Here is a 20,927-nt window from a genome sequence, read left to right as displayed (position 1 = left end):
CAATGAGCGAGAAGAAACTGGCCGGCCAACGCGCCGCAAAGCGGCTCGAGGCGGATATTCCGGCTGCGCGCATCAAGACCGACCCGCTCTATACCTATGCCTATTCAGGTGATGCCAGCTATTTTCGCCTCGTCCCGGCCCTTGTGGTCATCGTCAATACCGAGGACGAAGTGCGCGCCGTGATCAAGGCGGCCCGCGCCGAAAACCTGCCCGTGACCTTTCGCGCAGCGGGAACCTCGCTTTCCGGTCAGGCGATTACCGATGGGGTGCTTTGCGTGCTTGGTGATGGCTGGCGCAAGGTCGAGATCCTCGACGAAGGCCAAAGGGTGACCCTTGGCCCCGCCATTATCGTTGCCAATGCCAACAAGGCGCTGAAACCCTTTGACCGCAAGATCGGCCCGGACCCCGCCAGCCAGGCGACCTGCAAGATCGGCGGCGTTGTCTCCAATAATTCCTCCGGCATGTGCTGCGGCGTGGTGCAAAACACCTATCACACCATGCACCGGCTGCGGATCATCCTGACCGATGGCACTTTGCTCGACAGCGGCGACCCCGCTTCCCGCGACGCCTTCCGCCTCAAACGCCCTGATATCATTGAAGGGCTGGAAAAGCTTTCCGCCGAGGTCAAACGCGACAATGAACTGATCGATCTGATCCGGCGCAAATATGCCATCAAGAATACCGTTGGCTATTCGATCAATGCACTGGCCGATTTCGATGATCCCATCGATATCCTGACCCATCTGATTGTCGGCTCGGAAGGCACGCTCGGCTTCGTCTCCGAGATTACCTATAATACCGTGCCCGACCATCCGCACAAAGCCACGGCGCTAGTGCCCTTCCCCTCCAATCACAAGGCAGCGCAGGGCGTTGAGGCGGCTCATCATGCCGGCGTTTCCGCCGCTGAATTTATGGAACGCCGGGCCCTCGCAACAGTCGAGGATCAGCCGGCCATGCAGCCCTTCCTGCCGCTGCTCAACGATACCTCGCCCGCCGTTCTCATCGAGATCATGGCCGAAACCGACGCAGCGCTGGACGCGGAAGTGGCCAAAGCCTCCGCAGCCCTGATGGCAGTTGGCGCACTCTCTACCCCGCAATTCACCAAGGACCCCGCATTGCAGGCCGGGCTTTGGGATGTGCGCAAGGGTCTGTTCGCCTCGGGCAGCTCCGGCCGGCCCAAAGGCACCGTCATGCTGACCGAAGATGTCGCCGTGCCCATCCATCGCCTCGCCGACGCGGTGGGGGATCTGCGCGAGACCCTCGACAGGCATGGCTATGAAGATGGCATTATTTTCGGGCATGCGCTTGCGGGCAACCTGCATTTCCAGATGCATACCGATTTCACCAATCCCAGTGAAGTCGCCCGTTTCGATGCGTTCTCGGCCGATCTCGCCCGGCTTGTCTCGGTAGATTATCAAGGCTCCCTGAAAGCCGAGCACGGCACCGGCCGCGCTATCGCGCCCTTTGTCGAACAGGAATGGGGCAAACGCGCCTATGGCCTGATGCACCGCATCAAGGATTTGCTGGACGGTGAAAAGCTGCTCAACCCCGGCGTCATGCTCAATGACGATCCGCAACTGCACCTGAAGGACACCAAGGAAATGGCAGTGGCCGACGATATTGTCGATCTCTGCATTGAATGCGGCTTTTGCGAACCCGCCTGTCCCTCGGCTGGCCTCACCCTGTCACCACGTCAGCGCATTGTCGTCACCCGCGAACAGGCGCGGCTGGAACGTGAAGGCAATGGCAATGACCTGCTGGCAGCCCTCGAACAAGGCTTTGTCCATGCGGGCATGGACACCTGCGCGGCGTGCAATCTCTGTTCCACCCGCTGTCCGGTCGGTATTGAAACCGGGACAATGATTCTGGGACGGCGCGACCGCAAACGTTCCGGCTCTGCTAATGCAATTGCCGGTTTCATGGCCGATCATACCGGCACGATCGAAACGCTGATGCGCACCGGCGTCGCCGCCCAGGGCGTGGCGCGCAATATTGTGGGTGATGGCATTGTCGATTCGGTTTCCGGGGCCCTCAATGCGTTTTCAGGTCATAAGATTCCCAAACCCAATCGCAATCTCAAGCCCGGCCCCGGCACCCCCAAACAGCCTGCAGCGAATACCAAGGCACCACGGGGCAAAATCGTTTATTTTCCCGCCTGTGCGTCGCGCATGTTCGGTGCCCCCAAAACAGATCTTGATCTGCTGCCCGTGACAGAAGCCATGCTGGCCCTTTTGACCCGCGCCGGCTATGAGCCGGTATTGCCCGACAATCTGAACGGCCAGTGTTGCGGCCAGCCCTTCCAGTCAAAAGGCTTTCCGCAAGAAGCGGAAAAAGTCGGTAGCAAGCTGCAAACGAGCCTTCAAGCGGTCAATCCGGACAATAGCCTGCCCATGGTCACCGACATGTCGACCTGTTCGCTGCACCTCAAGCATGACGGTCTGCCTGTCGCCGACAGTGCCGAATTCCTGCTACAAAACGTCTTGCCGCATCTCGCGATCACCCAGCCCCTGCCGGTTGTGGCCATCCATCACAATTGCTCGGCCCAGCGGATGAACGAACAGCCCATCACCGAGGCGCTGGTAAAGGCCTGTGCAAAGGAAATTGCTGTCTTGTCTTCGGTCACCTGTTGCGGCTATGCCGGTGACAAGGGCATGTATCAGCCTGAGCTCAACGCGCATGCCCTGCGTTTTGCCAAAAACGATGTACCGGACACCTGCCGGATCGGCATTTCCACGGTGACCACTTGCGCCACCGGCCTCAGCGATCATCTCGGCATCCCGTTTGTCGGCCTTGCCAGCCTGCTTGAATATGTCAGCCGCCCGCCAGCATAACATGAGCATTCAAATCAGTTAAAACATCCATCAACGGATAAATACCCGTGTATTTACCCGTTGTTGATTTGACGTCGCTAATATGAAAGAGGTAAAGACCGGGCGGTCTGCAAAGTATTATTCAATTGCCGCAGGGAGTTTGCTTATGGACGCCATTGCCCCAACCACGCGCGAGCGCATTGTTGCTGCGGCTTTTGAGCTGTTTCTCAACCACGGCTTTGATGGCACCGGGGTTAATCAGATTTTGCAAAAGTCCGGTCTGTCCAAGGGCGCATTTTATCACCACTTCAAAAGCAAGGATGAAATCTACGCCGAGATCATCTCGACATTTTTCATCCAGCCGCTCGAGGCGACCGATTTCGACAAAATGGCGCAACTCCCCCTGCGGGATATCCGGCTCATTCTGGCAGATCATTATGCCAGCCTGCCCCAGGACGTTGCCAATCGCGCTGATATCGATATGGCACGGTATTTCGCCATGTTCTTTGAGGCCATTTCCCGCCTGCCCGAATTCCGGGCCTCGGTGCAATCCTACTATCTGACCCTTGTCGAGGTTCTCACCGCGCGCACCTATGAAGAACGCGAAGTGCCCCCCGGCGTTGCCGAAGGCCATTCCCGTAATATCGTGGCCACCCTTGAAGGGCGTTTGCTGCTCAATGCCATTCTGGGCGATCTCGCCCCGGTGAAAAGCGAAGAAAACGAAGCCTTGCGCCGCTTCACCGACTAGACACTGGTGATCGTACGCACGGAATTGCGCACGATCAGCTCGGAGCGCAACAGCATTTCACGTGAATGCGGTTTCTTGTCTTCCAGCAGCGTCAGCAACAGTTCCATCGCCGCCTCCCCAATGTTCAACCGGGGCTGCTTCATGGTTGTCAGCGATGGCGTGACGAAACTGGCCAGCGAAATATCGTCAAACCCCATGACCGAGAAATCACGCGGCAATTCATAGCCACGCGCCGATAGCGCGATAAACACCCCAAGGGCCGTCGCATCATTGACGCAAAAGAAGGCCGTCGGCAGATGGTCGCGCACGAACATGTGCTCAACCGCCGCCCGGCCGCTTTCAGTCGTCCCCTCCCCATCGAGCACCAGAGCCGGATCAACCGCAATCCCGGCAGAAGCCAGGGAACCGCGATAACCCTCCTCGCGCAGCATGGAGACCATTTTCGAGGTTGAATGGCCGATAAAGGCGATGCGCCGATGGCCCTGGGCAATCAGGTAATCGGTCGCAATCCGCGCCCCGGCGAAATTATCCACCCCCACAAAAGGCACATCCGCATTGCGCACCGGCTCATTGACCGCCACCACCGGCGGCAATTTGGCAGCCCCGCCATTCTCCGCCAGCCCGAACGGCAAGTGCCCGGTCAAAAGAATCAGCCCGTCCGCCTTGTTGGACGCGATAAAACCAAGATAATCCGCTTCACGGGCCGGATCATTCTGGGTATTGCCAATCAATACACCATAGCCGCGCTTGGAGGCCTCGGTTTCCAGCCCCACCAGAATATTGGAAAAATTCGGGTCGCCCACATCCGGCGCCAGAATCAAAATCATGTTGGAGCGGCGCATCCTGAGGCTGCGCGCCATGGCATTGGCCGTATAACCGGTTTGCGCCACCGCCTCGAGCACCTTGCGCCGTGTCGTGTCAGCCACTTTGGCGGGTGTATGGATGGCCCGGCTCACAGTGGCAATCGACACCCCGGCAATCTGGGCCACATCTTCGATGGTCGCAACATTGTGCTTGTTCAACGCCACACTCCCCGAGCTGCACAAAAGGCTCCCAAAGCCTCCTTGCAGCGGTCACGCGATGGGGTCTTCTATCACCAGAAGCTGGAAATGCAGCTTAAATCTGTCATTTCACCCCCAATGTAAACCTTTACACAGCGAATGAAAAGGTTTACAACGCCGACAATACACGGATTGGCAGCAATAGCCAGTTCTGCCGGGGAGGGCATCTGTATGATGATGGAGGGCACGCCACAGGCGGCAAGCGCGATCCTGTCTGCCGAAAGGGTTTCCAAATCCTTTGGCGAGGTGCCTGTCCTTTTTTCCATTGATTTCGACATCAAGCCCGGCGAAGTCCATGCCGTTGTTGGCGAGAATGGTGCCGGCAAATCCACCCTGATGAAAATCCTCTCCGGACTTGAGGCCCCGACCTCGGGCACGATCCGTTTCGAGGGCAACCCCGCCATTCTGCCACCTGACGGGCAGGCTGAGGCCCTGGGGATTGTCGTCATTCATCAAGAACTCAATCTCGCCGAACATCTGACCGTCACGGAAAGTATTTTCCTTGGCCGCGAGATGACCCGGAACGGCTTTTTGCGCCGCACAGACATGCAGCGGGAGGCCGCCCGCATTCTAGATCTCTTGCATATGCATATCGATGTGACAGCCCGCATAAAGGATCTGCCCATCGCCGACCGGCAAATGGTCGAGATCGCCCGGGCCATCAGCCGCGACGCCCGTGTACTGATCATGGACGAGCCCACCGCCGTCCTCTCGGTCACCGAATCCGAAGCGCTGTTTGAACAGATTGAACGCCTGCGCCAAAGCGGCGTGGCCATTGTTTTCATTTCCCACAAACTCGATGAGGTCAAACGTCTGGCTGACCGGGTCACTGTCTTGCGCGATGGTCAGCTGATTGCCACCGTTGACGCCACCAATCTGAGCGCCGATGCCATTGCCCAGATGATGGTCGGACGCGAACTGTCCAATCTTTACCCGCCCAAAAAGGAACCTGATGCCGATGCGCCGGTGGTGTTCGAGGTTGAAAATCTCTCCGCACCGGGCGTCGACAATGTCTCCTTCACCCTGCGTCAGGGCGAAATCCTGGGGTTTTCCGGCCTGATCGGTTCGGGCCGCACTGCAGCGCTTGAAGCAACGGTGGGCCTTGCACCCCCAAGCGCAGGCACGGTGACCCTTAGGGGCGAAAAGGTCGATTTCAGGCATGTCGGCGAAGCCCTTGCCAAAGGTCTGGTCTATATGACCAAGGACAGGAAGGGTAAGGGGCTGTTGCTCAATATGGGCCTGCGGCCAAACCTGACGCTGTTCACCCTCGCGCGCCATGTCAAAAACCTGTTTCTGAACGATCGCAGCGAAACCGATGCCCTTGACCGCGCCATGCGCCGCTTTGATATCCGCGCCCGTGACAATTCCGTCAATGTGGGGCAGCTTTCCGGCGGCAACCAGCAAAAACTTCTGCTCGGCAAAACCATGGAAGCCGATCCCGACATCATCATTATCGACGAACCCACAAGGGGTATCGATGTCGGCACCAAACAACAACTGTACCACATCATCGCCGCCCTCGCCGCCGAAGGGAAATCCATCATCGTGATCTCCTCGGAAATGCAGGAGATCATCGGCCTTTGCCATCGTGTGGTTGTCATGCGCGAGGGCCATGTCGCCGGCACGCTCGAAGGCGCAGAAATTTCAGAACACAATATCGTCCGCCATGCCGCGGGCCTGGGACCCAGAGGAACGGGAAATAATGAGCGACTTAGCGCGTGAGACCTCGCAGATGAAACCGGCAGGAAAACCCCGCATTGATCTCAAGACGGCCGGGCCGCTGATCGCCCTGATCATCCTGGTGATCATCGGCTATTCGCTCAACCCGTTGTTTTTGAGCGAGGGCAATATTTCCAACCTGCTGACCCGCTCGGCCTTTATCGGCATCATCGCGGTCGGCGCGACCTTTGTTATCACAGCCGGCGGCATCGATTTGTCGGTGGGGTCCATGGCGGCCTTCATCGCCGGCATGATGATTATCATCATGAACGCGGCCGCCGACACATTCGGGGTATCGCTGACAACGGTACTGATCGGGGCCGGCTGCTCCGTCATTCTGGGGATCGGCGCCGGGTTCATCAATGGTTTCATGACCACCAAGGGCAAGATCGAGGCGTTCATCGTCACGCTGGGCACCATGGGCATATACCGCTCGCTCGTTACCTATTTCGCCAATGGTGGGACCCTGTCACTCCAGTCCCCGGTGCGCGACATCTACCGCCCGGTCTATTACGATTCCGTGCTGGGCGTCCCCATACCGGTTCTGGTGTTCGTGCTGGTGGCCATTGCCGGCTGGGTACTGATGAACCGTACAGCCTTCGGGCGCTATTGCATGGCCATCGGCTCCAATGAAGCTGTGGCGCGTTATTCGGCCATCAAGGTCGACCGGATCAAGACGATCACCTATGTCCTGCAGGGGCTGTGCGTCAGCCTGGCGACCATCATCTATGTGCCCCGTCTTGGCTCGGCATCGTCGGCAACCGGCGTATTGTGGGAACTCGAGGCCATCGCGGCGGTTATTATCGGCGGCACCATGCTCAAGGGCGGCTTTGGCCGGGTCGGCGGCACGGTTATCGGCGCGCTGATTCTCACCGCCATCGCCAATATCCTCAATCTGACGGATATCATCTCCAACTATCTCAACGGCACTGTTCAGGGCGTCATCATTATCGTCGCGGTCTATCTGCAGCGCGCCAATATCAGTGCCCGGCGCAAGCCCAAAACCTGAATTCCGGCCCGGCACACCCGGGCTGGCGTGACCGGCGTTGTAACGACGCCAGCATATCAAGGGAGGAACCAAGGATATGAAACTCAAGACACTTGCCATGACACTGGCTCTGGGCACCCTGCTCACCACCGGTGCCGCTTTGGCTCAGGAAAAAATCAAGATCGGCGTCTCCATTCCCGCTGCAACCCATGGCTGGGCCGGCGGCCTGAACTGGCACGCCCAGGAAGCTGAAAAGCGTCTGGAAGCGACCCATTCCAATATCGACATCATCATTGTCACCGCCGATGGCCCCTCCGATCAGGCCAGCGATCTGGAAGATCTCGTCTCCGTACAACAGATCGACGCCCTGGTGGTATTGCCGTTTGAATCCGGCCCGCTGACCGATCCGGTCAAGCAGGTCAAGGCATCGGGTGCTTTCATCACCGTGGTCGATCGTGGCCTGACCGAACCGGGCATCGAAGATGTCTATGTGGCCGGCAACAATACCGAACTGGGCCGCATCTCGGCCGAGTATATGAAGAGCCGCCTCCAGTCAGGTGACAATATCGTCATTCTGCGCGGCATCCCCACCGTCATCGACACCGAGCGCTTTGACGCTTTCATGGCTGAAATCGAGGGTTCGGGCATCAATGTGCTTGATGATGAATTTGCCAACTGGAACCGCGATGACGGCTTTGAGGTCATGCAGGACTTTTTGTCCCGCTTCCCCGATATCGATGCAGTCTGGGCCCAGGATGACGACATCACCCTTGGCGTGGTCGAGGCGGTCAAGCAGGCCGGACGCGACAAGGACCTCTTCATTGTCGGCGGCGCCGGCATGAAGGACATCATCAAGGGTGTCATGGAAGGTGACGAACTGGTACCGGTGGATGTGCTTTATCCGCCCGCAATGATTGCAACCGCAATGGACGTGACGGTTGCCAAGTTCACCTCCAACGGTCCGGTTCAGGGGCGCTATGTCCTTGGCGCACCGCTGATCACCCCGGAAAACGCTGAAGATTTCTACTATCCGGATTCACCCTTCTAAGGCGGTTTGGTCCTCCGTCTGCGACTGGGGCGCCCTTATGGGCGCCCCTTTTTTGATTAAAGACATTCCACAGGCGCAAACAGCCACCCGCCAAAATGCGCGGCAACAGCGCCCAAAACGGGAAAGCTAAAGCTTGGTCGCGGCTTTAACCTCGTCCTCGATGAGTTTCCATATCTGATCGACCAGCCCCACAAATTCCATGGAACGTTTGATGTTCAAATCACGGGGGCGGGGCAAGGAAATTGGAATGCGTTCGCGAACCGTCCCGGGACGGGCGCTGAACACCACGACTTCGTCCGAGAGAAAGACGGCTTCATCGATTTGGTGGGTGATCAACACCACCGTTTTCCCGCTCTGCTGCCAGATGCGCAACAACTCCGTTTGCATGATTTCGCGGGTTTGGGAATCAAGGGCCGCGAACGGCTCGTCAAGCAACAGGATATCGGGATCGACCGCCAACCCGCGCGCAACATTGACCCTTTGCCGCATGCCCCCGGACAATTGGTGCGGGAACTGATTCTCGAAACCTGAAAGGCCGGCAAGGTCAATAAAGCCCTGCGCGATCTTTGCCGCGTCGCGCCATTTCATGCCAGACAGCGTCAAGCCATATGCCACATTCTGGATAACGGTTTTCCATGGCAGCAGTGAATCGTTTTGAAACACAACGGCCCGGTCTTTGCCCGGCTTTGTCACCACCTGGCGATTGACCTTTACCGTGCCCTGGCTGGGCGTCAGCAAGCCGTCAATAATGCGCAAAAGCGTAGATTTGCCGCTGCCGCTTGCCCCCACGATCGAGGTGAATGATCCCTGCTTGATCTGCAGGTTAATATCATCCAGCGCCACCAGTTCGCTCTTGTCCTGGCGCATAAAGGACTTGCCGATATTTTCAATTTCGAGGATGTGCTCGTCCCTTACGCCTTGCGCCATGGAGCCAACCTTTCTTCAATGGACTGGAAGATCATGGAGCCGACAAGACCCATCACACCAAGGACAATCACATAGGCAAGCAATGTCGCGGTATCGAACGTCTGGCTGGCCGCCATAACCGCAAAACCGAAGCCGGCAAACGAGCCGAAAAATTCGGCCACCACGATGCCCACAAGCGCACGCGCCCATGCCACCCGCACGCCACTGACAATGAATGGCAGCGCATAAGGGAAGGTGACCGTTGTAAAAATCTGCAAGGGGGTCGCATTAAAAGAACGTGCGGTTTCAATCAGATTTTTGTCGGCGGCCCGCAAGCCCGCCTCCGTGGTCACGACCACCGGGAACACGGCAACCAGCAACACAAGCACAAATTTTGAGGTAAACCCGAGCCCCAGCCATGCAATGAACAATGGTGCCAGCGCGATGATGGGCACCGAGTTCAATGCCGTAAGCATTGGGCCCCCCATCAAGGACATGGCCCGGCTTGACGCAAGGATAAGCCCGATCAGGACACCCACCAGTACGGCCACGGGAAATGAAGTGCCAACCGCCAGCACAGTGGCCTGGGCATTGGTCCACATTTCACCGCTGGAAACTTCATTCATGAAGGCGTAGAGAACCTCCATTGGCGGCACCAGCAGCAGGCGATTGGTAACAATCGTCGCCGTCAGAATTTCCCAGATGATCAGCACCGACCCAAACGACAAGAACAGTCTTGCCGCAGATGCAAGATGGGTCTCGCCGTTCAGATAGTCATTAATCTTATGCAACATAGCGGTTAAACCTGTTCACGTTTCAGCTCGCCTGTTTCGCTTTGGCCTGTTTCCCGAAGCCACGCTCGCCGACGACCTTGCCATCTTGATAGACTATTTTGCCACGCACCATGGTCGTCACCGGCTTGCCTTTCAGCTTGCGGCCCGCATAAGGGCTCCAGCCGATCAGGCTCAGCACATCCTCGTTGGCAACTTCATATTCGGTCTCAAGATCAACCAGCACCAGATCGGCAAAATAGCCCGGCTTCAGCTCGCCTTTCTTTTCAATGCCGAATATGCGGGCGGGCGCTGTCGAGCAGGCCTCAACGACCCGCTCCAGCGAAATTTTCCCTTCCATGGCCGCGGTCAGGAACATCGAGAGATAAAACTGCGTGGAAGGTGTGCCGGTATGCGCTTTCCAGCCGTCCGTCCAGCCGATCTCCTTTTCCTCGGCAAGATGCGGCGCATGATCTGTGGCAACAATATCAATTGTGCCATCGTTGAGGCCTTCCCAAAGGCCTGGCGTGTTTTTCTCAGGCACCCAATAGCTCAGCGCATATGAGCCCAGCCGCTCGATTGCCGACCATTCATTGCCCAGGAACAAGGCCCATGGATTGATCTCGCAAGTGACCTTTTGCCCACGCGCCTTGGCCTCCCTGATCAACTGCACACTGCCCGCCGTTTGCGTATGCAAGATGTGCAAATGGCAACCGGCAGCCTGTTGCAACCGGAGCAGAGTGGCAATAGCCGTTTCCCAGATCAAACCATCATGCGCCGCATAGGCGCGCGCATATGCCAGGGCATCACGCTCGCCGCGATCCCAGAATTCCTTCTCGATGGAATCCATCAGCGCCTGATCGTGAGGATGCACCATCAACGGCACATTGACCGCGGCACACGCCTTCATGATCTCAAGAATCTTGCCGTGATCATGTACGCCAATACCCGGCATGTGCGGATAATCCCGGCCCGTATCCACCACCATGAAAAACTTGAAAGCCGCGATACCCTGCTCGGACATGGCAGGTACTTCTGACAAAATGGTGGGGGCAGGATTGAAATTCCAATCGACCACCGCGTCCCGCTCATAAATCGCAAACTGCTTTTTGAGCAGGTCATCAGTATTGGGTGGTGGCGTCACATTGGGCATGGCCACACTGGTGGTCACCCCGCCGGCTGCACATTGCTGGGTCGAGGTGTAGATGGTGTCCTTGTATTCAAACCCCGGCGCACTGCCTTCTCTGTGGTGTGAATGCATATCGATGGCACCCGGCACAAGCGCCAGACCTGCCGCGTCAATAACCTCGCGCGCTTCGGGTTCTTCGCCGGGCTGGTAGATTCCGGCAATCACGCCATTCTCGATCCCAACGGAACCCTGGATTTCACCCTGCGCATCGATAATGCGGGCATTTTTGACTAAGGTATCGAGCATCATGATGATGATTAAGCTCCTAGGTTTAGGGTATTTGGTTGAATAGAGGTGCCCTTGGGCGCGCGAATAACGTCATAAACTTCGCGAACATAGGCCTCGGATATCTTGTTGGTGATGAACACCAGACGGCTCTGCGGCCTGTCATCGGGCCATTTTTCCAGCGCAAAAGGCGGATGGAACAGCCGCTGCACGGCTTGCACAACGATCGGTTGATCGCGTCCTTCAATGTTCAAAATGCCTTTGACACGCAGCATCTGCGGACCGTGCGCAATCACCAGCGCATCAAGCCATGCCGCAACTTCCTGCCAGACCATTGGGCCATCGAAGCTGAGGACAAATGAACTGATGCCGCTGTCATGGGCATTGCCATGCGCGTGATGATGGTCATGATCATCAAACGCCTCGACGTTGAGCCATTGCTGCACATTGTCTGCCCGAACCGCCACGTCATAGCTGCCGCCATCTTCCAGTGACAAGATAACCGGTATGGCATCGGGGCGCGCTTCATGAAAGGCGGCGCCTGGATTGAGGGTGCGCAAACTGGATCTTGTAGCGGCCCCGTGATCTTTTGACAGGTCCATCTTGGTGACGATGATATCGTCAGCGACGGCCGCCTGTTTCATCGCCTCGGGATAGTCCTTGATGGTGGAAAGCCCCTGCGGCGCCTCGACCGTGGTGATCACCCGGCACAGCCGGTATTCGCCCACCACCGGCGACGTCATCAAGGCTTGGATCACGGGCGCAGGATCGGCCAGGCCCGTGGTCTCAATCATCACGGAATCGAATTTTTTGATCTCGCCACGTCTTTGGCGGATCATGAGGTCCTGCAATGTGTCCACCAATGAACCGCTTACCGTGCAGCAAAGGCAACCGGTCGTCAGTTCGATGGTATTGTCGTCACTTTTTGCAATGAGTTCATTGTCCACGCCGATGGCGCCAAACTCATTGACAATAACCGCGGTGTTGGAGAACTCGGGCTGCGCCAGCCAGTGATTAAGCACTGTTGTCTTGCCGCTGCCCAAAAATCCCGTCAGTAGAAACACCGGTATGCGTTGGTCTGTCATGAGGTCTTCCCGTTCGTCTCAAATAGCAACATGCCGCCGCACGGCTGGTCCGGCGGCATGCAAAGTGTGATCGCTATTTGGCGAGCATTGAGGGATCGTAATATTTGGAGATGTCGAGAGTGACGGGCTCAGTGCCCTCAAGCGAGGCGTTAATATCGACAATGTTCTGCAAGGAGGCGGCAGGCACTTCGAAGTTTTTGCCGATGGCTTGCTGCTGCTCAACAATGAACGCATAGGAAGCGGCGGCAATTTCGGGTTCTGCCTTGGTATAATTGGCCAGGATTGAGATCGCTGCATCCTTGTTTTCCGGATCGTAAATCCACACGGCAGCTTCCTGCATGGCTTGTGTAAGCCCCTCAGCCGCTTCAGGATTTTCAGCCGCCCAGTCCTTGTTGACGATCAGCGGGGTCTGCAAATATGGCTCCGCATAATCTTCCAGCACCTTCATGCCCTGTTCCTGGGCCACGGCGTCAAATGGTGCGATGAGCAAAGCACCATCGACCTGGCCATTGCCTAACGCGACAATCCGGTCCCGCGAGTTTGGAATAGCAATCATCTGGACCTGATCCGGTGCCACACCATGGCCCTGCAATTGATGCAGCAGCAAGTTCGCCGTACCGCCCTTTACAGCGCCCGCCGTCACTTTCTTGCCGGCCAGATCAGCAGGCGTTTCGATTCCAGGTGCACCAACAAAGCGCAGGATCGTCTTGTCCAGAACCGCACCAGTGATGGCAATCGGTGCGCCCTGATCGATGGCGCGAATGACAAGGTCGCCCAGTGAAATGCCGGCCTCAACACTGCGCGAGGATACGGCTTGCAGCAGCGCCGGGCTGTTTTGTGCCCGCAGCTCTTCGATCTGGATGTCGCGCTTGTCGTAAAAACCTTCTTCTTCAGCAATCGCATGAAGCCAGAGCAATGCGCTGGGGGCCAACATGGCCACCCTGACGGTTTCAGCCTTGGCGACAGATGTGGACAGCGCCACCACAGCGCTTGATATCAATAGACCTGTGACGACGGAGGACTTCAACTTTTGAGAAAATTTCATGTGGCACTCCTTTTGCGGATAGTAGCTCAGCGCCCGAACCCGGCTCGGTGGCGCCGGTGGGTTGCAAAAAGCTACGATTGAAAATTACCAAGGTCAACCAATTTTCGCAAATAGTGCGAAATTGGCTATTTTTCACTTATTGATAATTGGCCGCAAATGGCGCATATCAAATCTGTCGATATAAACACTGAGGGTCGATAAAATGTCTGTTCCCAGCAGGGTGCTTGCCATCTTGGATCTGTATGTCAGCGGCAAGGCTGAATGGACCGTGGAAGAAATGGCCGAAGCCATCGGCGTGTCCACAAGCACGGCCTACCGCTATACAAAAGAGCTCTGCGCCGCCGGCTTTCTGGATCCCATCAGTCGATCAAAATACGCGCTCGGCCCGGCATTTATTCAGTATGATTACCTGCTCCGCGCAGATGACCCCCTGATCCGCCACGCAACACCGATCATGCAAGACATGATAGCGCGCACAGACCCGCGGATTGATATCGTGCTGTCCCGTCTGTTCAACAATTGTGTGCTGTGTATCCATCAGGAGAACGGCCCGATGCCGCATCCCCCCACAAGCTATGCGCGCGGGGTGGCAATGCCATTATTCGTGGGCGCGACATCCAAAGTTATTCTCGCGCATATGCCGGACCGTGCATTGCGCCGCCTCTATCTGGAAATGGAAGACTTGATCAAGAAGACCTTGCCGGCACAGACATGGAGCGGGCTGAAGGAAGAGCTGAAACATATACGCAAGCAGGGGTTTTGCTTAACGACATCGGAGGTCACGAAATCACGGGTGGGTATTGCCGCGCCTGTTTTCCGCGACGGCGCAATCGTTGCCTCGCTCAGCATCGTCATGGAAATTACGGTGTTCGAAGAATTGTCGGACACACATAATGTTTCCGAGATTATACGGCAGGCAGCAAGCCAGATCAGCAAGGCATTGTCCCAGGATCTGGACTAGCGCGTCAGGCGACAAACGTGAGATGCGCTGCCGGCCGACCCTCAAGGCATAACCTCTGCACCGATCCCGGGACAGCGTAAACCCAAAGACGCCAGACCGCGTCCGTAGCCATATCATTTTGAAAAATTGACAAAGCAAAAGGGCCCGCATGCGGACCCTTTGGTTCCGGCTTTATCCCGCCGGGGAGGAATTTGGAGCGGGCGATGAGATTCGAACTCACGACCCTAACCTTGGCAAGGTTATGCTCTACCCCTGAGCTACGCCCGCACTCCAGTCAACCGATGCACTTGGCACCGGGCCGACGCGCGCTTATATGCCTAATCAGCACAGCAATTGCAACCAAAAACTCAGCTTGTGTGTTTCATCGTGCCGGCCCATGTGTTTTGGTGCCTCAAACGTGCTGAAAACACAAAGCTTCACGGCGTAAAAACAGGATCTGAAAAATGGACTCTTTCATGGCCAACCCGGCTGGAACCCCCGCAAATCCGGGCGCTGCCACGGATCTGATCAAGGAATCCACAACAGCCAGCTTTGAAAAAGACGTGCTTCAGGCTTCGGTAACCACGCCCGTTCTTGTCGATTTCTGGGCCCCCTGGTGCGGCCCGTGCCGTCAGCTTGGCCCGGCAATTGAAAAAATTGTCACCGAATTTGCCGGCAAGGTTAAACTGGTCAAGATCAATGTCGATGAGAATCAGGCGCTGGCTGGCCAGATGGGTGTCCAGTCGATTCCCGCCGTGTTCGCCTTTGCCGGGGGCCGGCCCGTTGACGGTTTCATGGGCGCGCTGCCGGAAAGCGAAATTCGTGCCTTCGTTCAAAAAATTGTCGATGCCGCAGGCGGCGGCGCCCCCGCAAACGATATGGAAGCGCAGATCAGTGAAGCGCTTGAGGCCGCCGTTCAGGCATTCGATGCCGGTGATTATGCCAGCGCCGAACATGTTTATGGCCTTGTGCTGCAACATAAGCCCGATCACGACGCCGCCCTGACCGGCCTCGCCCGCGTTACCCTCAAGACCGGCGATCTGGACCGGGCCGAGGCCACCCTTGATCTGGTCTCCGAAGAGGGACGCAAATCCGCGGAATATCTGTCGGCAATCTCCAGCCTGCAATTGAAGCGGGAAGCGGCAGGCCTCGGTTCGATCGCTGAACTGGAACAGCGCCTCGTGGCGGATGAAAACGATCATCAGGCCCGTTTCGATCTCGCCCTGGCCCTCAATGCCGATGGCATGAAACTCGAGGCGGCCGAGGCACTGGTCAAGCTGATGCGCCAGAACCGCGACTGGAATGAAGATGCGGCCCGCAAGAAACTGATCGAGCTGCTCGACGCCTGGGGCCCCAAGGACCCGGCAACTCTCAAAGGGCGGCGGCTATTGTCGACCGCGCTTTTCGCCTAAGGTTATTATATGTCCAAACGCCCCACATCTCCCGACATGCTGCCCGATACCATTCCGGTATTGCCGCTTTCGGGTGCGCTATTGCTGCCGCATACCCATCGCCCGCTCAATCTTTTTGAGCCGCGCTATATCGCCCTGGTCGATCATGCCCTGGGGCATGGCCGCCTGATCGGGCTGATTCAGCCTGAAAGCGCCAAGGAAGAATCGCCCGCCGGCAGCGTGCCATTGCGCCGGATCGGCTGCGTGGGGCGGATTTCCCAATTCGATGAAAGCGACGATGACCGCTATCTTGTCGTCTTGGAGGGCATTTCCCGCTTCGAGATTGTCAGCGAGGTGGAAACCGACACCCCGTTCCGGCAATACCGCATCGCCACGGCCCGTTTTGCCAATGATTTCGATCCCGACGCAGGCGAGGAAGCCGTCGACCGGCAGCGCTTTCTGGGCATGATGCGGGAATATGCCGATTTCGCCCAGCTCGATATCGACTGGAACGAGATTGACGAGACGGCAACCGCCGACCTCGTGAACTTCGCCTGCATGATGAGCCCTTATGGCGCGGCGGAAAAACAGGTCCTTTTGGAAGCCCGGACACTTGAAACGCGGGCCGAAACCCTGATGGCCATTGCCGAACTCGAAATGGCCCGCAGCCGTTCGGGCACGATTGTGCAATGAACCCGGCCCGTTATTCGATTGATCCGCAAACGCTGGAAATTCTCGTCTGTCCGCTGACCAAGACGCGGCTGACCCTTAACCGCGAGAAAACCGAACTGATCTCGCGCGCCGCCCGCATCGCCTTTCCTATCCGTTCCGGCGTCCCCCTGCTCAGCCTTGAGGAATCCCGTACCCTGTCCGATGCGGAATACGACGCCCTTAAGGATTAGAGCCGTTCAGGTTTGCGGGGAACTACAGCGCCGTCATCGCGAGCGCCAAAGGCGCTGCGATGCCGGGAAGGCCGGATACGCTTTATCTGAGTGACACCTTAAACAGCCTTACAAAATCCGATTGTCAGATTGGCTGACCGCGCAGCAATTTCGGCCCGTCGCTTAATCCGGCCGCGTGACGAATGAGCCCCGCTTTAAGAAAAGGCAGACGATCCACCAGCCCAAGCCCCAAATCGCGCACCGCCCGGACCGGGGCGACATCATTGGAAAACAGGCGATTAAGCCCGTCCGTCGCCAGCGCCATCAGCGCGGTATCGAACCGGCGCCAGCGCTCATAGCGCTCAAGAATATCAGCCCCGCCCATATCCTGCCCCAGCCGCTGCGCCTCGATGATCACCTCGGCAAGCGCTGCCACATCCTTCAGCCCCAGATTAAGCCCCTGCCCGGCAATCGGATGCACCACATGGGCGGCATCCCCGATCAGCGCCAGGCGCTTGCCGACAAACGACCGCGCAATCTGCAACCGCAAGGGAAAGGCCTGCACCACATCATCGACCACAACTGTGCCCAGCACGGAACCCATCGCCGCCTCAATCACCGGCGCCAATTCCTCACGTGACATATCCTTGTACCTGAGCGCGTCTTCAGTCTTTTCGGTCCAGACCAGCGAAGAGCGCTGCCCGGGCAGCGGCAGGCTGGCAAATGGCCCGGCGGGGCGAAAATGCTCCCAGGCAGTATTGTGATGCGCAAGCGCATGGCTGATCGTTGTGACAATCCCCATCTGGTCATAATCATGCCCGACGACGCCGATCCCCGCCATATCACGCAGGGCAGAACGGGCCCCGTCTGCCGCAACGATCAGGGGGGCGGAAAGATCATCGCCCCCGGCAATTTTCAGGCGGGCCAGCGCCCCGTCAGTTTCCAGCCCGGTAATCTCGCCCGGCACCAGCAAATCCACCTTGCCGGCAATGGCCTCCAGCAGGGTGGCAATAGTGACCTTGTTCGGCACCATATGCGCATAAGGGGTATTGGGGGCCACATCCCCCTCGAATTGCAGGAACAAGGGCCGCGCCAGATCACCCTGCCCTGAATCGGTAATTTCCATCCGGGCAATCGGGGAGGCGGCAGCACGCATGTCTTCCCAAAGCCCCAAACCTTCGAAAACCCGCGTCACCCCGGCTGCGAGCGCAGACGCCCGCGCATCTTCAGGCACCGTGAAAGGCCGGCGGTCGCAAACCGCAATCTTAAGGCCCGAACCGAACCGGATCAGGCTCGCTGCGAGTGTCAGCCCCACCGGCCCGCCACCGACAATGATGATGTCATATGAATTCGATGTGCTGGCCACTTTTTCATCCCGGTTTGCTGCTGCCGCATATTGATCCCGCCGGGCCCAAGACGCAACGGCCACACTGCCGCAGGATTTTGTTTATAATTTAGTCACCACTCGCGCAGCTGCACAATATTTATGCAAAAATGCACAAAGCCTTACATCCAGCGCGCGGCATTCTAGTGCCCATATAAATTTTTTCGCAAACAAAACAATAACTTGCCAGAAAAATCATGCATCTGGCACGGCGCTTGAGTCTATCCAGCCAGTACTCGTCTGCAAAGGGCATGAAAGGAAACCCCTATGAAACTGGTGGTTGCAATCATCAAACCATCGCGGCTCGAAGAAGTGCGTCAGGCACTGAACGCGCTTGATGTGCACGGCATGACCGTGACCGAAGTCAAAGGCTATGGCCGTCAGAAAGGCCATTCCGAAATCTATCGCGGCACAGAATATGCCGTTCATTTCCTGCCCAAGCTCAAAATCGAGATTGCCGTCGAGGCATCCCAGGCGGATGCCCTCAGCTCGGCGATTCGCGAAGCTGCCCAGACCGGGCGGATTGGCGATGGCAAGATCTTCGTCATGGACCTTGAGCAAGTGACCCGCATCCGCACCGCAGAGACCGGCGCCGCGGCACTTTAACCGGTGCAGAGCACTTGGAATTACTGGAGACAATCAGATGACAAATCTTAAAATGTCAAAACTGGCGGGTGCGGCTACGCTTGGCTCTCTCGCTCTCATGCTGCCCGCCTTCGGGCAGGACGCAGCCCCGGCCGAAGAAGCCGTGGTTTTCGCATCGGCGGTTGACGTAGCCTACATCTTCAACACGCTTTTGTTCCTCATCGGCGGTTTTCTCGTCATGTGGATGGCGGCGGGCTTTGCCTGTCTGGAAATGGGCCTCGTCCGTTCCAAGAACGTTTCGATGCAGGGCCTCAAGAATATCGCCCTTTATGCCATCGCCGGCATCATGTTCTGGCTCACCGGCTATTCGCTGATGTATGTCGGCGTTGACGGCGGCTTCATGGGCTCCTTTGGCCCCTATAATTTCGAAGCCGTTGGCGGCGGCGATGCCTCTGCCGGCTATTCGGTCGCCTCTGACTGGTTCTTCCAGATGGTGTTCTGCGCCACCACCGCCTCGATCGTCTCGGGCACACTGGCCGAGCGCATCAAGTTGTGGCCCTTCCTCATCTTCACCGTCGTTTTGACCGGCATTCTCTATCCGATCACCGGTTCATGGCAGTGGGGCGGCGGCTGGCTGTCTGAAATGGGCTTCTCCGATTTCGCCGGTTCGACCCTTGTGCACTCTGTTGGTGGCTGGGCCGCTCTTGCTGGTGCGCTGATCCTTGGGGCCCGCAAAGGCAAATATGGCGCCGATGGTTCGGTCACACCGATGCCGGGTTCCTCCATTCCGCTTGCAACGCTGGGCATGTTCATCCTCTGGCTCGGCTGGTTCGGCTTCAATGGCGCCTCGCAGCTGGCCATGGGCACGGTCTCGGATGTAACGGACATTTCCCGCATCTTTGCCAATACCAACCTGGCCGCAGCGGCTGGCGCGGTTTCCGCCCTGATCCTCGTGCAGATCATCTACAAGAAGGTCGACGTAACCATGGTGATCAACGGCGCACTGGCCGGCCTGGTCTCCATCACTGCTGAACCGCTGGCCCCCAGCGTGCCTGCGGCCCTGCTCATCGGTGCTGTCGGCGGCGTGATCGTTGTCTTCGCCGTACCGCTGCTCGACAAGCTCAAGATCGACGATGTTGTCGGTGCCATCCCGGTTCACCTTCTCGCCGGCATCTGGGGCACCTTCATCACCCCGCTCTCCGGCTCGGGCAATTACGGCACCCAGATCATCGGCATTGTTGCCATCGGCGCCTTCACCATGATCGCCTCGGGCATCGTCTGGTTCATCCTCAAATCGACCATGGGCATCCGGGTCTCTGAAGAAGATGAAGCGCTCGGTCTCGACAAGGCGGAAGTCGGTATCGAAGCCTATCCCGAATTCTGATCCAAACGGGTGGTCCGGCAATAGCCGGGCCACCACCCCCCGGCTCTGGCAGCGGCAAACCGCCAAAGGGCCCCACATTGATCGTGGCGTGCGGCTCATGGTCCTTAAAAGATCCGTCTTTTGGACTTCCCACTCGCAAACCACATGGGCTGCACCCCACGATCAATGTCCAACAAAGGGCAACAGACACCCCTTGCGCTGGCAAGCCGGGTGGTTTTGTCATGTGCGCAATTATTATGCACAGACCTGCAATTCGGCACAAAATTTATGCAATTTTCCGAAACGCTTAGCCTGCGCCCGGTGCAGAAAATCATAAACCATTGTTTTGAATAGGTTTTCCAGAACTGCGCAAGCTGGCACGCCTTTTGAGTCTCCAAGGCATAGCAGGGCCGACCTGCCGGTTTGCAAGAGGAGAGCAAAAGCAGATGAAACTCTTGATCGCGATTATAAAACCTTCCCGTCTGGAAGACGTCCGCAAGGCACTGACCGGCCTCGATATCCACGGCATGACCGTGACCGAGGTCAAGGGCTATGGCCGGCAGAAAGGCCATGCCGAAATCTATCGCGGCGCAGAATATGAAGTGCATTTCCTGCCCAAGCTGAAGCTCGAGATCGCCGTCAATGCCAATCAGGCCGACGCGGTGACCAATGCCATCCGCGAGGCGGCCGCTACCGGCAAGATCGGCGACGGCAAGATTTTTCAGCTCGACCTGATCGCCGCAACCCGCATCCGCACCGGCGAGACCGGCCCCGACGCGCTGTAACCAG

Annotated in this window: 19 protein-coding genes and 1 tRNA gene; 12 read left to right on the top strand and 8 right to left on the bottom strand. The window is 57.6% G+C overall.

Annotation, left to right across the window (positions count from 1 at the left end; all coding sequences use genetic code 11):
- The first annotated feature begins 2 nt into the window (after window positions 1-2).
- Window positions 3-2,831 carry an FAD-binding and (Fe-S)-binding domain-containing protein gene (locus L1P08_RS11350; RefSeq protein ID WP_303617125.1) on the top strand — a complete coding sequence of 943 codons (2,829 nt, stop codon included), beginning with the start codon at window positions 3-5 and terminating at the stop codon, window positions 2,829-2,831.
- A gap of 145 nt (window positions 2,832-2,976) precedes the next feature.
- Window positions 2,977-3,558, top strand: a complete 582-nt coding sequence (locus tag L1P08_RS11345; RefSeq protein ID WP_303617124.1) for a TetR/AcrR family transcriptional regulator — start codon at window positions 2,977-2,979, stop codon at window positions 3,556-3,558.
- Here L1P08_RS11345 and L1P08_RS11340 read toward each other — a convergent pair.
- Complete coding sequence (locus L1P08_RS11340) at window positions 3,555-4,580, bottom strand: LacI family DNA-binding transcriptional regulator (protein WP_303617123.1); 1,026 nt, start codon at window positions 4,578-4,580, stop codon at window positions 3,555-3,557. The genes L1P08_RS11345 and L1P08_RS11340 overlap by 4 nt on opposite strands.
- 216 nt (window positions 4,581-4,796) lie before the next feature.
- Here L1P08_RS11340 and L1P08_RS11335 point away from each other — a divergent pair, with 216 nt between their 5' ends.
- From L1P08_RS11335 to L1P08_RS11325, 3 genes are all read left to right on the top strand, one after another.
- Window positions 4,797-6,341, top strand: a complete 1,545-nt coding sequence (locus tag L1P08_RS11335) for a sugar ABC transporter ATP-binding protein (RefSeq protein ID WP_438268462.1) — start codon at window positions 4,797-4,799, stop codon at window positions 6,339-6,341.
- The gene (locus tag L1P08_RS11330; protein ID WP_303617121.1) at window positions 6,322-7,347 is read left to right on the top strand and encodes an ABC transporter permease; all 1,026 of its coding nucleotides are present in this window, start codon (window positions 6,322-6,324) and stop codon (window positions 7,345-7,347) included. Before L1P08_RS11335 ends, L1P08_RS11330 begins: the two co-directional genes overlap by 20 nt.
- Window positions 7,348-7,423: 76 nt before the next feature.
- A complete protein-coding gene (locus L1P08_RS11325) occupies window positions 7,424-8,374 on the top strand; it encodes a substrate-binding domain-containing protein (RefSeq protein ID WP_303617120.1) in 951 nt (316 codons plus the stop codon).
- Window positions 8,375-8,500: 126 nt separating this feature from the next.
- On the opposite strand, the gene L1P08_RS11320 is transcribed toward L1P08_RS11325, so the two are convergent.
- From L1P08_RS11320 to L1P08_RS11300, 5 genes are all read right to left on the bottom strand, one after another.
- Window positions 8,501-9,301: an ABC transporter ATP-binding protein gene (locus L1P08_RS11320; RefSeq protein ID WP_303617119.1), complete on the bottom strand. Its 801-nt coding sequence runs from the start codon at window positions 9,299-9,301 to the stop codon at window positions 8,501-8,503.
- On the bottom strand, window positions 9,286-10,074 hold the full coding sequence (locus L1P08_RS11315) for an ABC transporter permease (RefSeq protein ID WP_303617118.1): 789 nt from the start codon (window positions 10,072-10,074) through the stop codon (window positions 9,286-9,288). The genes L1P08_RS11320 and L1P08_RS11315 overlap by 16 nt, the downstream gene beginning before the upstream one ends.
- Window positions 10,075-10,096: 22 nt before the next feature.
- On the bottom strand, window positions 10,097-11,488 hold the full coding sequence (locus L1P08_RS11310) for a dihydroorotase (RefSeq protein ID WP_303617117.1): 1,392 nt from the start codon (window positions 11,486-11,488) through the stop codon (window positions 10,097-10,099).
- A gap of 8 nt (window positions 11,489-11,496) precedes the next feature.
- Window positions 11,497-12,549 (bottom strand): CobW family GTP-binding protein, encoded by a 1,053-nt coding sequence (locus L1P08_RS11305; RefSeq protein WP_303617116.1) that lies wholly within the window; start codon window positions 12,547-12,549, stop codon window positions 11,497-11,499.
- 73 nt (window positions 12,550-12,622) lie between these two features.
- Window positions 12,623-13,594, bottom strand: coding sequence for an ABC transporter substrate-binding protein (locus L1P08_RS11300; protein ID WP_303617115.1), 972 nt, complete (start codon window positions 13,592-13,594; stop codon window positions 12,623-12,625).
- A 232-nt stretch (window positions 13,595-13,826) separates the two neighbouring features.
- Between L1P08_RS11300 and L1P08_RS11295 the strand changes: the two genes are divergently transcribed.
- Window positions 13,827-14,555, top strand: a complete 729-nt coding sequence (locus L1P08_RS11295; RefSeq protein WP_303617114.1) for an IclR family transcriptional regulator — start codon at window positions 13,827-13,829, stop codon at window positions 14,553-14,555.
- Window positions 14,556-14,747: 192 nt separating this feature from the next.
- Here L1P08_RS11295 and L1P08_RS11290 read toward each other — a convergent pair.
- Window positions 14,748-14,822: transfer RNA gene (locus L1P08_RS11290), tRNA-Gly, on the bottom strand.
- A 176-nt stretch (window positions 14,823-14,998) separates the two neighbouring features.
- On the opposite strand from L1P08_RS11290, the gene trxA reads away from it, so the two are divergent.
- Genes trxA through L1P08_RS11275 form a run of 3 tightly spaced genes read left to right on the top strand, consistent with a single transcriptional unit; the run spans window position 14,999 to window position 16,827 of the window.
- Window positions 14,999-15,946, top strand: a complete 948-nt coding sequence (gene trxA, locus L1P08_RS11285; protein ID WP_303617113.1) for a thioredoxin — start codon at window positions 14,999-15,001, stop codon at window positions 15,944-15,946.
- A 9-nt stretch (window positions 15,947-15,955) separates the two neighbouring features.
- On the top strand, window positions 15,956-16,618 hold the full coding sequence (locus L1P08_RS11280; RefSeq protein WP_303617112.1) for an LON peptidase substrate-binding domain-containing protein: 663 nt from the start codon (window positions 15,956-15,958) through the stop codon (window positions 16,616-16,618).
- Window positions 16,615-16,827: a Trm112 family protein gene (locus tag L1P08_RS11275; protein WP_303617111.1), complete on the top strand. Its 213-nt coding sequence runs from the start codon at window positions 16,615-16,617 to the stop codon at window positions 16,825-16,827. Before L1P08_RS11280 ends, L1P08_RS11275 begins: the two co-directional genes overlap by 4 nt.
- Window positions 16,828-16,951: 124 nt before the next feature.
- Here L1P08_RS11275 and L1P08_RS11270 read toward each other — a convergent pair whose 3' ends face one another.
- Window positions 16,952-18,172, bottom strand: coding sequence for an FAD-dependent monooxygenase (locus tag L1P08_RS11270; protein WP_303617110.1), 1,221 nt, complete (start codon window positions 18,170-18,172; stop codon window positions 16,952-16,954).
- Window positions 18,173-18,457: 285 nt separating this feature from the next.
- Here L1P08_RS11270 and L1P08_RS11265 point away from each other — a divergent pair, with 285 nt between their 5' ends.
- From L1P08_RS11265 to L1P08_RS11255, 3 genes are all read left to right on the top strand, one after another.
- On the top strand, window positions 18,458-18,796 hold the full coding sequence (locus tag L1P08_RS11265; protein WP_303617109.1) for a P-II family nitrogen regulator: 339 nt from the start codon (window positions 18,458-18,460) through the stop codon (window positions 18,794-18,796).
- A 37-nt stretch (window positions 18,797-18,833) separates the two neighbouring features.
- Window positions 18,834-20,159 carry an ammonium transporter gene (locus tag L1P08_RS11260; RefSeq protein ID WP_438268409.1) on the top strand — a complete coding sequence of 442 codons (1,326 nt, stop codon included), beginning with the start codon at window positions 18,834-18,836 and terminating at the stop codon, window positions 20,157-20,159.
- 425 nt (window positions 20,160-20,584) lie between these two features.
- Window positions 20,585-20,923, top strand: a complete 339-nt coding sequence (locus tag L1P08_RS11255) for a P-II family nitrogen regulator (RefSeq protein ID WP_303617108.1) — start codon at window positions 20,585-20,587, stop codon at window positions 20,921-20,923.
- Window positions 20,924-20,927: the final 4 nt, after the last annotated feature.

This window comes from Mariluticola halotolerans, assembly GCF_021611515.1.
Classification (GTDB): Bacteria; Pseudomonadota; Alphaproteobacteria; order Rhizobiales; family Devosiaceae; genus Mariluticola; species Mariluticola halotolerans.
The sequence above is the reverse complement of the archived record's forward strand: the minus strand, read 5'-3'. Positions and strand labels throughout refer to the sequence as shown.